The following is a 15587-nucleotide window of genomic DNA, read 5'->3' as shown; positions in this document are numbered from 1 at the left end:
ATTTTTTCAATGGAAAGCTGGACCGTGCGGGTCATCTGTGCGGCGCGCTGCTGCTGTTCGGCCGATTCGGCCTCCCCGTCGGCCTCCTCCTCGGCTTCCTCAGACGCGTCCTCCGCCCCGGAGGACACCTTCTCCTCCTCGCCGTCCCCTTGGGCAACCTCCGGCGTCCGGGCCGGTTCGGCCTCCTCTGCCGGGTCTGCGGATTCAGCCGGTTCCGGGTTTTCCGGTGCGCGGGGCGGTTCCTCCTCAGGCAGTTCCGGAAGTTCCGGTGCCTGCGGCCCTTCCGGGGCTGCCGGCTCTTTGTCCGGCCGCTGTGCCGGCGTTTCGGCGGGTTCTGCCGCCGGAGCCGGGGTCTGGGCCGCCGGGGCCGTTTCCTGGCCGGCGGGCGTCTCTTCCGGCCGGTCCGACGGGGAAGCTTCCGCCTTGTTCTCAGCGGGGACCTCCCCTTTCAGCGTCTCCCGGTTCTGTCCGGCCTGTGCGGAAGCAGCACGCTGGGCCCCGCTCTTTTTGCGACGGCGCCGACGCCTGTTATGTCCGGCCGGGGAACTGTTCTGTCCCGCGGCCGGTGCTTTTTCTTTTTCGAAAGTCTTTTCCTCCATAACTAACCCGTCCCATATCTATGCGCAACAACCAAACGGCGGCCGTGAAAGGGGCACGCTCATTTGTTTTCCTGGTATTGTAAACCGCTGGAGCCCTTGATGGCCGCGGCGGGATCAACAGATTTATTGCCGATGCGCAGCTCATAAATCAGGTCATGCACATCGGTGGTGGTACCCACGGTGTCCCCGCGGGCAACGGTCTGGCCCTGCTGCACGCTGACGGTGCCCAGACCGAACAGATAGCTCTTGACACCGCAGCCGTGGTCGATGACCACGGTGCCGCCGGTGAGGGCCAGTTCCCCTGCATAGGCGACGGTCCCGTTCTGCGGCGCGCTGACCGTGCTGCCCGGTTCCGCCGCGGCGTAGGTCAGCCCGGTGGAACGGCTGGTCACGGCGCCGTCGGTCATCAGACGGTCCCCGTACTGAGCGGTGGGCAGGCTGGTACAGGGGGCGGCAAAGGCACCCTGCCACAGTTTATCGCTGCTGCCCTGGGCATACAGCGGCCAGATGGCATTTTTGTACTGGTCGGAAGCACCGGGTACGGTGACCTCCTCCTCCGGTTCCACCTGCACGGTGGAGACCTTGTTTTCGGTGACCGAGAGGGCCAGCTGCTGGACCAGCTCCCCGCAGGTCAGTGTCAGCTCATGCTCCCCGCCGGAGGTGTTGTAGGTGATGGGGATGTATCCCATAAATCCGTCGGTGGTCTTGCGGAACCAGACGGTGCCCAGATCACTTTCCAGGGTGGGAGTACTGCCGTCCAGGATCCCGGTGACGGACACCGCCACCACCGTTCCCTGGGGTGCACTGGTGGTGCTGAGGGTGGCCTTGGGCTGGATGTTCACGGTATAGTTGACACGATAGGCATACCAGCCGGTGGAAACACCGTTCACATCGGGCTGGGCGTCCCGGTACAGGGTCAGGTCCAGCTGATACTGGCCGTTTTGTGTGTAGACATACTCCATGTAGGCGGAGGCGTCCCCCTGGGCGGCCACGGTACCGTCCGGGCCGGTCAGGGTCATCTCCGAACGGTTGACCCAGTCGGGAAGGGTCAGCACGGGAGAGGTATCCCCCATATCTCCCAGCTTCTGGACCGTCAGGTTGGTCAGGCTGGAAAAATTGCGTTCCACCACATGTCCCAGCACCGGCACCGTCCAGTCATATCCGTTGGGTTCCAGAGCGGCCTCCCCGAGAGTGGGATGATTTTGCGGCAGCTTGTTTTCCCCCGTCATGGCATACAGGGCCGCGGCCGCCCCGCCCAGGAGCAGAGCGACCATCACAACCACCATCAGGAGCCAAAGCAGCAATTTTTTCATACCGATTCCTTCCTGTTGCGGCCGAACGCCGAAAGCAAAAGCCGGGTACGGTCCGGGGTGCCCGAAAGCACGCCCCGGCCGCACCTGGCCGTTTCTGCACAGGTCTTATGCGGCGATGGAATCAGTCGGCAGACGACTCGTCGCCGGCTTCACCGTCTTCGGGCTTGGCCGGCTCGGTCTCGATGGGCTCGTAGATGGTGTCCTCATCCTCGTCGTCGTCAAACTCATTGTCGCTGTACAGAAGGCGCTCGTACTCGTCCAGTTCCTTTTCGCGGCGGCGCAGATACAGCGCAACGGCGGTCAAAACACCGGCCGCAGCCGCGATGAAAGCCAGAGCAACGCCAAACGTGGATTTTTTCATCATAATACATTCCTCCGAACCGGCGGGCCGCCAGGGCGGACCGCATTGTGTGGGCATGCCAAGCCCTTTGGGCGGGCATACCGGGGTCAGCTGCTTTTATTATAACCGACCCCGGATTAGAATACAACAACGCAAACGTAAAATTTTACCAACCGCTACCGGGAAAACCTGTGAAAATTTATTGATTTCCGGCTCCCGGCACATAAGCTGCAAAAGCACTTGGCACGGTGAAATTTCCTGTTGCATCGTCCGCACGGCCCCAGGCCAGACCTTCCGGCAGGTCACAGGCGGACGCGGTGCCCCGCCAGCCGGACAGCTCCCAGATGCGGTGGGTGAACACATGACGGGCCGGTGCCAGGGCTTCCTGCCAGGTGACGGCCACCCCCAGGGCTTCCAGCCGGCCGGCCAGTTCTTCCCGGGTCAGGCTTTCGCCCTCAAAGCACAGGGGCTGCCACAGATTGGCCAGCAGCCCCCGGGCCGGACGGCGCTGCAGCAGATACCCGGCCTCGCTTTCAATGAGGGCCACCGTGACCGGGACCTTTTTCTTTTCCTTCTTGGGCGGCTTCACTGGCAGGGAGGCCGCCCGTCCCGAAGCATAGCCGCTGCACAGTTCCTGCAGCGGGCAGACCTGGCACTGGGGCGCGCCGGGAACGCAGACCAGGGCGCCCAGCTCCATGAGGGCCTCATTATAAGGGCCGGGAGTGGCTTTGGGCATTTCCTCCATCACCCGCCGGGTGAACAGCTGTTTGGTGGCAGGGCGGGTGATGTCGGCATCATCATCAAAAATACGGGCAAAGACCCGCAGCACGTTGCCGTCCACCGCCGGGGCGGGAATGCCGAAGGCGATGCTGGCAATGGCGCCGGCGGTGTAATCCCCGATGCCGGGAAGGGCCCGCAGGGCCTCCCAGTCGGCGGGCAGTTCCCCGCCGTACAGGTCGCACACCTGTTGGGCGGCCTTCTGCATGTTGGCGGCCCGACTGTAGTAGCCCAGCCCCTGCCAGAGTTTGCGCAGGCGGTCAGGCGGGCAGGCCGCCAGGTCTGCCGGGGTGGGCAGTTCGGCCACAAAGCGCTCATAGTAGGGCAAAGCGGCGGCCACCCGGGTCTGCTGGAGCATGATCTCGCTGACCCAGATATGGTAAGCCGAAGGCTCCTGCCTGAACGGCAGAAGCCTTCGATTCTGTTCAAACCAGGGCAGCAGTTTTGCGGCGACGCCCCGCATCAGAAACCACCGCAGGTGCGCGGGAAGGGAATGACGTCACGGATGTTGGGGATGCCGGTGACGTACATCAGCAGGCGCTCGAAGCCCAGGCCGTAGCCTGCATGCTTGACGCTGCCGAACCGGCGCAGGTCCAGGTACCAGTCGTAGTCTTCCTGCTTCAGGCCCAGTTCCTGCATGCGCTGGGTCAGCACATCCAGGCGCTCCTCACGCTGGGAGCCGCCGATGAGCTCGCCGATGCCCGGTACCAGCATATCCGCGGCGGCCACGGTCTTGCCGTCGTCGTTCATGCGCATATAGAAGGCTTTGATCTCTTTGGGATAGTCAGTGACAAAGACCGGCTTCTGGAACACCTGCTCGGTGAGGTAGCGCTCGTGCTCAGTCTGCAGGTCCATGCCCCAGTACACCTTGTACTGGAAGTTGGCATCGTTCTTTTTCAGCAGTTCGATGGCGTCGGTGTAGCTGACCCGGGCGAAATCGCTGTCCGCCACCAGCTGCAGCCGCTCCAGCAGGCCCTTGTCAAAGAACTGGTTGAAGAAGGCCAGCTCGTCGGCGCAGTGGTCCAGCAGGTAGCGGATGACATACTTGGTCATGGCCTCGGCGGTGTTCATATAGGTGTCCAGGTCGGCGAAGGCCATCTCCGGCTCGATCATCCAGAACTCGGCGGCATGGCGGGTGTCATAGCTCTTTTCGGCGCGGAAGGTGGGGCCGAAGGTGTAGACCTTGCCCAGAGCCATGGCCAGGGCTTCGGCTTCCAGCTGACCGGACACGGTCAGGTTCACCGGGCACTTGAAGAAGTCCTGGCTGAAATCCACCTTGCCCTCCTCGTTGCGGGGCACGTCGCACAGGTTCATGGTGGTGACCTGGAACATCTCACCGGCGCCCTCGCAGTCGGAGCTGGTGAAGATGGGGGTATGCACATAGGTAAAGCCGTTCTCGTTGAAGAAGCGGTGCAGGGCGTACGCGGCCTGACCGCGCAGGCGGAAAGCCGCCAGGAAGGTGTTGGTGCGCGGACGCAGATGGGTCATGGTGCGCAGGTACTCGGTGCTCATCTTCTTCTTCTGCAGCGGGTACTCGGGGCCGCAGGTGCCCAGGATCTCGATGGCGTCGGCGTTGATCTCAAAGGGCTGGCGGGCGCCGGGGGTCAGCACCAGGCGGCCGGTGACCGCGAAGCTGGTGTACAGGCCGCACTTGGCCACCTGGGCATAGTTTTCCAGACGGGCGGCCTCAAACACGATCTGCACGGGCTTGAAGCAGCTGCCGTCGGTCAGCGAGATGAAGCCGATCTTTTTGGAATCACGCACCGTCTTGGCCCAGCCGCAGACGGTCACAACGGTGCCATCGGCGGGGGTGTCGGTGTAAAGCTTGGACAACTCGATCCGGTTTTTCAGGTAATCCATGGGGGTCCCCTCTCCTCTAAACAATATAGATATGGGTAATTATAGCGCATCGGAGCGGGAATGTACAGCCCAAAATTCTCACCCCTGCCCCCGGAACAGGGCTGCCAGAGCCCGGGCAGCGTACTCGCCGCCCCGCACTGCCTCGGTCAGGGTGTTGGCATGGCCGCCGATCTCGATGAGCAGGCTGCCGGTGGTCACATCCTGGTTGTAGAACCGGTACCCGCACAGCACCGGGCGGGTCAGACCGGGGTACAGGGTCTCCATCTCGGTCTCCCAGGCGGCGGCAAATTTCAGGTTCTGCTGCCAGTGGGGCAGATTGACGGTGCCGCCGTTGTCACATCCGGCGATGATCATGACCTGGGCGGTGTCCTGCCCGTCGATCTGGCACAGAGGTTTGACGCGGGTGCCGTCAGAGTTTTCGATGGCGTCCCGGTGCACATCCAGGATCACCTTGATGCTGGGGTATTTTTCCACCCAGGACCGGGCGGTCTGGGCACTGCGGGCATAACTTTCGGTATAGCTGGGAGAATCATGAAGGGTGGTGTCGTGGACGGTGCGGATGCCTGCCTGGTTCAGGATCTCGGTCATGCGGTCCCCCACCGCACACATATTCAGGGAGGCATCGGTGGTGCGGGCGGAAAAGTCCGGGTCATAGACAAGGTCGTCCCAGGTCTGGTAGGTCTCGGTGGCGTGGGTGTGCAGGATCAGCACCTGGGGCTCCTCACTGTCCAGTTCCACCTCAAAAGGCAGCGGGCCGTCCGCAGCTCGGGCCAGTTCGGCATCGGTGTGCTGGGTGGAGTTCTTGATGCTGCCGGCATCCAGCTGCACATACCCTTCCCCGCTGCCCTGGGAGTAGAACTGGGCGCGGATAGCCCCGGCGTTGGCCAGATCCGGCGGAGCGGTGACGGAGGGAGACGCCGTGGCGGCGGGTTCCGGTGTGGAAACTGCCGCCGGGTCCGGTGTAACGGCCGGGGCGGGGGTCGGTTCCCCGGCCGGGACCGGCGTGGCGCTGGCCGCCGCCATGGTGCGGGTGGTCTGGTCGGCGGGCGCCAGTTCTTCCTGCCAGACATGCAGGGTGGCTGCCGGTGCCACCACAAAGGCCGCCGCCCGCAGCCCCCAGTTCCCCGGCGGTAGCCGCCCCGCTGCCCAGACGCAGCCCAGTCCCAGCACGGCCGCCAGCGTTCCGGCCCCCAGGCGGGCCAGCCCACGGCGCAGTTCCAACATGGCGATCCCTCCTCTCCCTGAATTTGAGTATATGCGGGGAGGGCCCCGGATTTGCCCACGGGACGGAAATGCCCCGCCAAACGCCGAAAACCGGAAGGGATACGCCAAAAAATTTCAAAAAAGGTCTTGCAACGCGCCCAAAAATATGCTAGTATAATTTGTACTGTTATGGGTCAACCAAGGAGGTGGAACGAATGCCTAACATTAAATCCCAGAAGGACCGCGTGGTGCAGGCCAAGAAAGAGGCTATGCACAACAAGGCCATCAAGACCAGCCTGAAAACAGTGATCAAGAAGGCAGACGCTGCCATCGACAGCAATGCTGCTGACAAGGACGCCGTCATCCGTGCGGCCGTCTCTGCCATTGACTCTGCGAAGAGCAAGGGTGTCATCCATAAGAACACTGCTTCCCGCAAGGTCAGCCGCATGGCCAAGCGCAACAACAAGGTCAACGCTGCGCAGTAAATTCCAGCAAGAACAATTCCCGCCTCAGGGTCTCGACCCAGGGGCGGGAATTTTCGTTTTTGCGGATGCTTTTCAATTCTGGTCCCGGCTGTGGCCCACCAATGCTGCCAGCAGGGCAAAAACCAGGCTGGCCGTCACACCGCCGGAAGCGGCGCACAGCCCCCCGGTAAAGGCTCCGGGCAGACCGGTCTGGTCCACGGCGCGGCAGACCCCCTGGGCCAGCAGATGGCCGAACCCCAGCAGGGGCACGCTGGCCCCCGCCCCGGCCAGATCGGCCAGCGGCTGGTACAGTCCCGCCGCGCTGAGCACCACCCCCGCCACCACATACCCGGTGAGGATGCGGGCCGGACTCAGGGCGGTGTAGTCCAGCAGCAGCTGGCCCACCACACAGATGGCACCGCCGATGACAAATGCCCACAGGTAACTCATGCCTTTTCCCCCTCCTTTGGTGCGCCCAGCTCCACCGCATGGGCGATGCCGGGGATGCTTTCCCCCTGCAGAAAGGTGGTCTGGCTCATGAGGGCACCGGTGGAAAGGAACAGCACCCGTTTCCACTCTCCCCGCTGCAGCCGGGGCAGCACCCGGGCACACAGCACCGCAGCGCTGCACCCCGGACCGCTGCCCCCTGCCTGTACGTTCTGGCGGGAGGTATCGTAGAGCAGGCAGCCGCAGTCCCAGTGGTTGGAAAGGTCGTAGCCTTCCCGGCGCATCTGGGTGTGCAGCAGCTCGCTGCCCACCTCCCCCAGATCCCCCGTCAGGATGGCGTCGAAGTCCTGGGGTGCGGCGTCAAAGGCATGAAAATAGGCCAGCAGGGTGGACGCCGCCGCCGGCATCATGGCGGCGCCCATATTGTTGATATCGTGCACCCCGTAGTCCTGCACCCGGCCGAAGGTCACCGACAGCACAGGGACCCCCTCCGCTCCCGCCGGACGCAGCAGGCAGGCCCCGGCGGCAGTGGCGGTCCACTGGGCGGTGGTGGTGCGCTTGCCTCCGTAGGTGAGCGGGGTGCGGAACTGGCGTTCGGCGGCGCAGAAGTGGCTGCTGGTCATGACCAGGGTGCGCTCACTGTAGCCCGCCCCGGCAAAGGCCGCTCCCAGGCAGAGGGATTCCGCCATGGTGCTGCAGGCCCCGTACAGCCCCGCAAAGGGCACGCCCAGCGCCCGCATGGCGTAGGCGCTGGCGGTGCACTGGGCCTGCAGGTCCCCGGCAAAGGCCAGGGTGACCTCCCGGGCGGAGATACCCGCCTTGCGCAGGCAGATCTTGGCACATTTGGACTGGAGCATGGTCTCGGCACTTTCCCAGCCGGAACAGCCTTCCGGCCCGAAGGAGGCGTCCTCCACCAGCAGATCAAAACCGGCGGCCAGCGGACCTTCCCCTTCCCGCTTGCCGCCCACGGCGGCCCAGGTGGAGATGACGGGAGGATGCTCAAAAACAATGGTATCTTTGCGGCGGACCGACATCTTTCCTCACCCTCCTTTGCTCATGGCCCAGTAGATCACGCCCCAGGCCCAGCTGGCCAGGGTACCGAAGGCCAGAACCGGTCCGGCAATGCCGAAGATATGGGCACCGATGCCGGTGACCCAGCCTTCGGTCTTGAACTCAATGGCCGGACTGACCACCGAGTTGGCAAAGCCGGTGATGGGCACCAGGGTACCCGCCCCCGCGTGGACGGCCAGTTTCTGGTACCAGCCGAAGAGGGTGGCCACCGCCGAGGCAAAGATCAGGGTGATGCTGGTCAGGGTGCCGGCCATCTCTGCATCATACCAGGCAAGGTAGGTCTGCCGCAGCATCTCCCCCGCCAGACAGATCCCGCCGCCCACAAGGAACGCCCACAGGCAGTCCTTGAGAACGGGAGAATGGGGCATGGCATGCCGGACCATCCTGGCATAGGTTTTGGGGTCCAGTTTCACGGGAACACTTCCTTTATAAAAGGTGTTTGTTCCCAGTATGCCCTCAGCCCCCGTAAAATATTACGTTGCCCCGGTAGTAGGGTTCCGGCACCGTCATCCGGTAGATGCGCCGCAGGTCGGCGTTGACCGCCGCATCCGGCACGGCATCCCCGCAGGGCAGGGCCAGAACCAGATACCGCACCCCGAAGAGCCGGCTTTCGATGGCGGTGGTGCGGGCCCCCGCCCGCAGATAGAACCCGATGCGCCGTCGGGCTGTCTCCGGGTCGGGGGCTTCGGCGGGGTGTTCGCACTCGATGATGAGGGCCTCCATCCGGTCCCGGTAATGTCCGGCCAAGGCTTTCAGGGCCGCCGTGCCGGTGCCGTGGCCCCGCCGGTCCGGCAGGACTGCAAAATAATCCAGCAGAGCGCACCGGCAGTCGGGCATGACCGTCTGGAAGGCATAGGCCGCCATGGCGCCGGTGGTGCCGTCCAGCAGGGCCAGGGGTTCGTACCAGCCTTTTTCCATCATCTGGGCCATACTGGCGTAGGGTTTGAGCTCTTCCGGCGGGAAATCCGCCTTCATCCAGCGGTCATACACCGCTTTTGCCTGTGCCGCGTCCAGCGGCAAAAGCCTCAGGTTCATACAAAGCGCCCCTTTCCAAGCCGCGTGGGATGCGGTATAATACAACTATCTTGCAGCAGGAGGATTCCGAATTATGGAGTGGACCGACATTACCATCACCGTACCCCAGAAGTACGCCGACACCGCCGAAGCCATCGCCACCATGGTGGCCAACGGCGGCATTTATATTGAAGATTACAGCGATCTGGAACAGCAGGCCTGGGAGATCGCCCATGTGGACCTGATCGAGCAGGATCTGCTGGACCAGCCCCGGGATGTCGTGAAGGTGCACATGTATCTGGCCCCGGACGAGAACCTGGCCGAGGTGCTGCCCCTGTTCCGGGAGCGGCTGGATGCTTCGGGCATTGAGTACACCCTTTCCACCACCGGTGTCGAACAGGAGGATTGGCAGAACGCCTGGAAAAAATACTACCACGCCATGGACATCGGTCAGCGGCTGGCCATCGTTCCCGGCTGGGAGGAATACCAGACCGACCGCACCGTGATCACCATGGACCCGGGCATGGCTTTCGGCACCGGCACCCATGAAACCACCTCCCTGTGTCTGGAGGTGCTGGACGCCCGCATCAAGGGCGGCGAGCGGATGCTGGATATCGGCACCGGGTCGGGCATTCTGGCCATTGCGGCCCTGAAGCTGGGCGCCGCCGAGGCCGAGGGCGTGGACATTGATCCCATGTGCGTGCGCACCGCCGGGGAAAACGCCCAGCGCAACGGGGTGCAGGACCGGTTCAAAGTGCTGGTGGGAGACCTTTCGGACAAGGCCAGCGGTGTGTACAACATCATCACCGCCAACATCGTGGCGTCGGCCATTCTGTCCCTGGCGCCCCATGTGCCCGCCCTGATGGCCCCCGGTGCGGTGTTCATCGCCTCCGGCATCATCGACACCCGCAAGGAGGAAGTGCTGGAAGGCCTACGCGCCGCCGGACTGGATCCCTTTGAAGTGCACGAGAAGCGCGGCTGGGTGTGCATCGTCTGCCGCAAGGAGGACTGAGAGATGCCCCACCGCTATTTTACCCGGGACGTGGCCGACGGTCATGCGGTCCTGCAGGGTACCGACGCCCATCACCTGGTCCATGTGATGCGGGCAGGCATCGGGGATGAGGTGGTCCTGTGCGGTCCGGATGCCCTGGAATACACCGGCCGCATCGAGAGCATCCAGGGGGACCGGGTCCTGTTCACGGTGAGCGAGGGGTATCCCAGCACCGCCGAGCCCAGGACCCGGGTGACCTTGTACGCCGCCTACCCCAAACAGGGGAAGCTGGAAGAGGTCATCCGCCACAGCGTGGAGCTGGGGGTGGCGCAGGTGGTGCCTTTCTTCAGCCGGTACTGTGTGGCCGCCCCCAAAAAGGAGGAGGCAAAGAATGAGCGGTACAACCGCATTGCCGCTGAGGCCGCCAAGCAATGCGGCCGGGGGCTGGTGCCGGATGTGCGGATGCCCCTGCCGGATTTTGCCTCGGTCTGCGCCGAGTTCGGGCAGTATGACCTGGTGCTCTTCTTTTACGAGGGCGGCGGAAGGTCTTTGCGGCAGATTATAGCGGACACGCCGGATGCCGCCCGCATTGCCCTGGTCACCGGCAGCGAGGGCGGGTTTGCCCCCGAGGAGGCCCAGCAGGCTGCCGCTTCCGGCGGGGTGACGGTGGGCCTGGGGCCCCGCATCCTGCGGTGCGAGACTGCCCCCCTGGCGGCGCTGGCCGCCGTGATGACCCTGACGGGGGACCTGGAATAAACCAGACAGACAACAACGCGGGGGATGCCGGACGGCGTCCCCCGCGTTTTCCTGCCCCCGGCCCAGTATATGCGGCACGGGGGCTTTTTTCAACTGTTTTTCAGGCTTCCTGTCCCCGCTGACCGGACAGATCCAGCTGCAGCAGGCTGCCCTTGAGTTCGGTGAGGCAGGCGTTTTCCACGCAGAAGCTGCGGGCCCCCAGGAACATATACCCGGGCATGGCGTCCAGCTGATTCATCGGGATGCCGCACAGGGTCACATCGGTGTTGTGGGCCGAAGCGGCATCCAGCACATCCCGCACCAGCCGCTTGACCACCGGCGTGTCGGTCTTGCGCCGCTCCTCCCGTTCATTCTGGGGCTGCACATAGATGAAGTTGGCCAGATCGTCCAGGTCAATGTACAGGAAGCGGGCACCGTGTTCGATGATTTCGGACACTTCCAGCGCCGAGGCGGGCACTTCGATCATGCAGCCCACCGGCAGATCCTCATCAAAGGGGATGCCTTCCCGGCGCAGTTCCCGCTTGCATTCCTCAAAACTGTGCATGCACTCGTCCCAGCCCTGCACACCGCAGATCATGGGCACCACCACCCGCAGGACCCCGGACCCGCCGGCCCGCAGCAAGGCCCGCTTCTGGGTCTTGTACAGGGAATCCCGGGCGGCCAGGGTCTGCACCGTCTGTACCCAGGGCGCGCCGTCGTCGGCACCGGGGTCATACAGACGGACCACCACCGGCCAGCCTTCGGCGCTTTCCAGCAGCTTGCGGTATTCGGCCACCTGCCGTTCCTCATCGTAATTGTTCAGAATCATGGACTCGGTACGCACCAGACCGATGCCGCCGTTGGCGCCGTTGTCCAGGGCAGCCCGGATCTCACTGGGTTCGCTGGAATTGGCCGACCCCAGAATCACGAAGGCTGTGCCGTCCCGGGTGCGGTTGGGCTTGTTGATCCGCGGGTCCGGGCGGCGCCGGCGGTGCTGCAGCTGCTCCATGCGGTGATGGGCCGCCTCCACCTGTTCGGGGGTGGGGTCCACCACCAGGCTGCTGCGCTCGGCATCCAGCACCACCGTATGGCCTTCGGCGCTTTTGGAGACGCCTTCTCCCAACCGGCACAGAGCCGGGATGCCCATTCCCCGGGCCATGATGGCCGCGTGGCTGGTGACGCTGTCCCGGTCGGAGATGAGCCCCAGGATCATGCTGCGGTCCAGGGCGAACAGATCGCTGGGATAGAACAGGTCCGCCGCCAGGATGCTGGGCTGATCCAGCTGCAAAGGACGGCGGGACCGGCCGTCCAGAATGTCCACCACCCGGCGGCAGGCGTCGCACACGTCCACACTGCGTTCTTTTATATAGTCGTCGTCAATGTTGCTGATGCGGCCGGCAAAGATGCGTTCAGCCCGCTCCACAGCAGCGGCGCTGCCCGCTCCCGCGGCGATATAATCGCCGATCTCATTGGTGAAGGATTCGTCCTCCAGCAATGCCATCTGGAACAGAAGAATGTCGGCATCCTTGGGGTCCTGGGCCCGCTTGCGCAGCATGGCCAGTTCATCCTTGGCCAGCACGATGGCGGCATCATACAGGGCCCGCTCCTGATAGGGGTCGCTGACGATACGGTGCAGCCCGATGAGGCCGCGGTCGATCCGCACCACGGGGCCGATGGTCAGCCCGCCGGAAGCGGTGGTTCCTGTAAATGTACGCATAGGCTGCACGCTCCTTTCCTGTATACGGCAATATGACGGCATTGCCGGACCGGGTGCCCCATCAGAAAAACCGCATTTCCTGCAAGGTGTGGGACACCAGCGCCGTGACAAAATCATCCGGTGCGGCGGCGGCCATGGCCGTCTCCCCGATGTGGTTGCCCTCTTCCCTGCCCAGCAGCACGCGGAAGCGGTCTGCGGGATCCCGGTCAAAGCTGCCCAAGAAGGTCAGTGCCAGCAGGCGCGGGGTGTAGGGTTCCTCCGGCGGTACGTTCATCTTCTCCGCTGCCAGTTCCAGCGGCGCGGAGGCCCCCCGGGTAGGGGCCAGCAGATTCTGGGAGAACGGGGCCGGATAGTCCCGGCGCTGTCGGGCCATGGTCTCGGCCAAAGCCAGGGTGGGAGCCCGGGAGACGGCTGCTGAGAGCTGCTGCTGATAAGCGGCGGCAAACTTGGGCAAAAAGCCGTCCGGGTCCGGCAGAAGGGCGTAAGCCGTGCCGCCCACCCGGCCGAAGACACGCAGGGTGTCCAGGTAGCCCAGGGCCATATTGCGCACGGCCCGCACCCCGTCAAAGTCAAACATGGGACCCAGGTCCCAATGGCTGCGGATGACCCGGGTGGGCAGGCCGGTGCGGTTGGGCTTGTTGTAGCCCACCCCTTCAATGTCCACCGCCACCAGTTCGGTGGCGCCCATGCTGGCGGCCAGGGTCAGCGGCATATTGTCCCGCCAGCCGCCGTCAATATACTTCACCCCGTCGATGGTGCGGGGCCGCAGGGCCGGAAAACAGGCGCTGGAGGCCATCATGTATTCCTTCAGGCGGCCCTGGGGGATCTGGTCCAGGGTGAGCTGCACACTCTTCAGGGTGTTCATCTCGGTCATGACCAGTCCGTAGCGCACCGGGGCGGCGCGGATGGCGTCCTCGTCCAGGTAGCGGTCGATCACATCCCCCAAAGGTTCCAGATCCAGCCCACCGCTGCGCACCGTATCCAGCAGAAAGTTCTGCAGTTCTTCCGGCGTCTTGCCGTCCGGCATTTCCAGCACGCCATGGATGTCCAGGTTCTTCCACAGTTCTTCCGCCTCGGAGACCTTGTCCAGCACAAAAAGGGCCGCGTTCAGACAGCCCACGCTGGTGCCGGTGATGATGTCGGGCTGCCAGCCCAGCTCCTTCAGTGCCCGGTATGCCCCGACCTGGTAACTGCCCTTGGCGCCGCCGCCGGCCAGCACCAGACCCCTGCAGGTTGTGCCCATCTTCATCCCCTCCGTATCCACAGCAGAATGGCCGCCTGTACGCGGCAAAAAAGATTCCTGGAATTTTCAGTTGGTACATTAGTTGGTATACATTATAGCACGTCTGTGTCAAAAATACTATCGGTTTTCGCCGCAATTTACCGGAATTTAACCGTTCCCTGCCATCACATTCCGGTGCTTGCATCCCGGCGGGCAAACGTATACAATAAAAGCAACAGACATCCGTACAGATGGGGAGGATTTTTATGAACAGAAAACCGATCCTGGCCGTGATGGCGGCGGGTATGGGCAGCCGGTACGGCGGCCTGAAGCAGATCGACCCGGTGGGTCCCGCCGGGGAAGCCATCCTGGATTACAGCCTGTATGATGCCCGCCGTGCCGGGTTCGAGACGGTGGTCTTTATCATCAAGCCGGAGATTGACGAGGCGTTCCGCACCAGCGTGGGTGCCCGGGCCGAAAAAGCCGGCCTGGAAGTCCGCTATGCCTACCAGACCCTGGACAAACTGCCCGCCGGTTTTGCCGTGCCGGAGGGCCGCATCAAGCCCTGGGGCACCGCCCACGCCATCCTGTCGGCGGCGGATGTGATCGACGCGTCTTTTGCGGTCATCAATGCCGACGACTACTACGGCCCCCAGGGTTTCCGGCTGATCTATGAACATCTGGCCAATGCCCGGGCCATGGACGGCTCCCCCGCCCCCTGGTGCATGGTGGGCTTTCTGCTGGGCAACACGGTGAGCGCCAACGGGTCGGTGTCCCGGGGCGTGTGCACCCTGGACGAGAGCAACCGTCTGGTGAGCGTGACCGAACGCACCCGCATTGAGACCTATGCGGGCGGCATCCACTTTACCGAGGACGACGGCGCCCACTGGACCGACCTGCCCGCCGACGCGGTGGTGTCCATGAACCTGTGGGGCTTCACCCCGGATTTTCTCGACCGTGCCCGGGAGGGCTTTGCCGCCTTCCTGGACGCCAGCCTGCCGGTGAATCCGCTGAAGTGTGAATATTATCTGCCCAGCGTGGTCACCGCCGCCCTGGAAAAAGGGACTGCCCAGGTCACCGTGCTTACCAGCTCCGACCGCTGGCACGGCATCACCTACCGGGAGGACAAACCCGAACTGGTGGAAGCCCTGCGCCGCATGAGCGCGGAAGGGCTCTACCCCGCGGACCATCTGTTCTGAGAAAACCACATATACAAAAAGCGCCGCCCCGGCACGGGATGTTCCCTGCCGGGGCGGCGTTGTTATTGGGTTTGTTCAGGCAAAAGCCATTACAGGACCTGGTGTTCGGGCACCGGAGCGTCCACCGAGGTGGGTTTGCCTTCCACCCAGTGGATGACCTTCTTCGGGCACTTGGTCACGCAGGTGCCGCAGCCGTTGCACTTGGTGTAGTCGATGACGGCCACGTTGTTCTTGAGGAAGATGGCCTGCTGCGGGCAGTTCTTGACGCACAGACCGCAGGCAATGCAGCCCACCTTGCAGGTCTTGTTGACGATGGCGCCGCGGTCGGTGTTGGAGCATTCCACCACAGGCTGCGGGGCAATGGGCTTCATGTCGATGACATGGCGCGGGCAGACGTTCATGCAGGCAGAGCAGCCGGTGCACTTGGTACGGTCCACCACGGCCACGCCGTTGACCACATGGATGGCGTCGAACATGCAGGCGCGGGTGCAGTCACCCAGGCCCAGGCAGCCGAAGGCGCAGGCACTGGGGCCGCCGGCCACAGAAGCCGCAGCGGCGCAGGTCTGGATGCCCTGGTAGCTGAACCGCTTGCCGCAGTTTTCGCCGCCGTTGCACAGGACCACCGCTTTCAGGCT

Annotated in this window: 16 protein-coding genes and 1 pseudogene; 4 read left to right on the top strand and 13 right to left on the bottom strand. The window is 63.8% G+C overall.

All coding sequences use genetic code 11. The features are described from left to right. The 6 genes and pseudogenes from Q0K17_RS07155 to spoIIP form a co-directional block, all read right to left on the bottom strand. Nucleotides 1–599, bottom strand: a pseudogene (locus Q0K17_RS07155) (hypothetical protein); the annotation flags it as partial. Nucleotides 600–658: 59 nt separating this feature from the next. Next, nucleotides 659–1912: a M23 family metallopeptidase gene (locus tag Q0K17_RS07150; RefSeq protein ID WP_294541427.1), complete on the bottom strand. Its 1254-nt coding sequence runs from the start codon at nt 1910–1912 to the stop codon at nt 659–661. 121 nt (nt 1913–2033) lie between these two features. Next, nucleotides 2034–2276, bottom strand: coding sequence for a phosphatase (locus Q0K17_RS07145; RefSeq protein ID WP_294541424.1), 243 nt, complete (start codon nt 2274–2276; stop codon nt 2034–2036). A 175-nt stretch (nt 2277–2451) separates the two neighbouring features. Continuing rightward, nucleotides 2452–3492 carry an A/G-specific adenine glycosylase gene (gene mutY, locus Q0K17_RS07140; RefSeq protein WP_294541422.1) on the bottom strand — a complete coding sequence of 347 codons (1041 nt, stop codon included), beginning with the start codon at nt 3490–3492 and terminating at the stop codon, nt 2452–2454. Beyond that, a complete protein-coding gene (asnS, locus tag Q0K17_RS07135; RefSeq protein WP_294541419.1) occupies nt 3492–4889 on the bottom strand; it encodes an asparagine--tRNA ligase in 1398 nt (465 codons plus the stop codon). The genes mutY and asnS overlap by 1 nt, the downstream gene beginning before the upstream one ends. Nucleotides 4890–4967: 78 nt before the next feature. Then, a complete protein-coding gene (spoIIP, locus tag Q0K17_RS07130; protein WP_294541416.1) occupies nt 4968–6113 on the bottom strand; it encodes a stage II sporulation protein P in 1146 nt (381 codons plus the stop codon). A gap of 194 nt (nt 6114–6307) precedes the next feature. Here spoIIP and rpsT point away from each other — a divergent pair, with 194 nt between their 5' ends. Continuing rightward, nucleotides 6308–6577, top strand: a complete 270-nt coding sequence (rpsT, locus tag Q0K17_RS07125; RefSeq protein WP_204648758.1) for a 30S ribosomal protein S20 — start codon at nt 6308–6310, stop codon at nt 6575–6577. 72 nt (nt 6578–6649) lie between these two features. Here the strand turns inward: rpsT and Q0K17_RS07120 are convergent, their stop codons facing one another. The 4 genes from Q0K17_RS07120 to Q0K17_RS07105 are packed head-to-tail and all read right to left on the bottom strand — an operon-like array spanning nt 6650 to nt 9109. After that, entirely contained in the window at nt 6650–7006 is a 357-nt protein-coding gene (locus Q0K17_RS07120) for a SpoVA/SpoVAEb family sporulation membrane protein (RefSeq protein WP_294541412.1), read from the bottom strand. Beyond that, nucleotides 7003–8037, bottom strand: a complete 1035-nt coding sequence (locus Q0K17_RS07115; protein WP_294541410.1) for a stage V sporulation protein AD — start codon at nt 8035–8037, stop codon at nt 7003–7005. The genes Q0K17_RS07120 and Q0K17_RS07115 overlap by 4 nt, the downstream gene beginning before the upstream one ends. A 6-nt stretch (nt 8038–8043) precedes the next feature. Continuing rightward, on the bottom strand, nt 8044–8487 hold the full coding sequence (locus Q0K17_RS07110) for a SpoVA/SpoVAEb family sporulation membrane protein (RefSeq protein WP_294541408.1): 444 nt from the start codon (nt 8485–8487) through the stop codon (nt 8044–8046). 43 nt (nt 8488–8530) lie between these two features. After that, entirely contained in the window at nt 8531–9109 is a 579-nt protein-coding gene (locus Q0K17_RS07105; RefSeq protein WP_294541405.1) for a GNAT family N-acetyltransferase, read from the bottom strand. A gap of 73 nt (nt 9110–9182) precedes the next feature. Here Q0K17_RS07105 and prmA point away from each other — a divergent pair, with 73 nt between their 5' ends. Then, nucleotides 9183–10100 carry a 50S ribosomal protein L11 methyltransferase gene (prmA, locus tag Q0K17_RS07100; RefSeq protein ID WP_294541394.1) on the top strand — a complete coding sequence of 306 codons (918 nt, stop codon included), beginning with the start codon at nt 9183–9185 and terminating at the stop codon, nt 10098–10100. Between the two features lie 3 nt (nt 10101–10103). Next, complete coding sequence (locus Q0K17_RS07095) at nt 10104–10835, top strand: RsmE family RNA methyltransferase (protein WP_294541384.1); 732 nt, start codon at nt 10104–10106, stop codon at nt 10833–10835. A 100-nt stretch (nt 10836–10935) separates the two neighbouring features. Here the strand turns inward: Q0K17_RS07095 and Q0K17_RS07090 are convergent, their stop codons facing one another. After that, nucleotides 10936–12531: a putative PEP-binding protein gene (locus tag Q0K17_RS07090; protein WP_294541382.1), complete on the bottom strand. Its 1596-nt coding sequence runs from the start codon at nt 12529–12531 to the stop codon at nt 10936–10938. Between the two features lie 61 nt (nt 12532–12592). Further along, a complete protein-coding gene (locus Q0K17_RS07085) occupies nt 12593–13774 on the bottom strand; it encodes a patatin-like phospholipase family protein (RefSeq protein ID WP_294541380.1) in 1182 nt (393 codons plus the stop codon). 245 nt (nt 13775–14019) lie between these two features. Here Q0K17_RS07085 and Q0K17_RS07080 point away from each other — a divergent pair, with 245 nt between their 5' ends. Then, nucleotides 14020–14952 (top strand): sugar phosphate nucleotidyltransferase, encoded by a 933-nt coding sequence (locus Q0K17_RS07080; protein ID WP_294541378.1) that lies wholly within the window; start codon nt 14020–14022, stop codon nt 14950–14952. 89 nt (nt 14953–15041) lie between these two features. On the opposite strand, the gene Q0K17_RS07075 is transcribed toward Q0K17_RS07080, so the two are convergent. Further along, the coding region (locus tag Q0K17_RS07075; RefSeq protein ID WP_294541374.1) for a 4Fe-4S dicluster domain-containing protein at nt 15042–15587 on the bottom strand (546 nt) is incomplete at its 5' end.

Source organism: uncultured Gemmiger sp. (genome assembly GCA_944388105.1).
GTDB lineage: Bacteria > Bacillota > Clostridia > Oscillospirales > Ruminococcaceae > Gemmiger.
The sequence above is the reverse complement of the archived record's forward strand: the minus strand, read 5'-3'. Positions and strand labels throughout refer to the sequence as shown.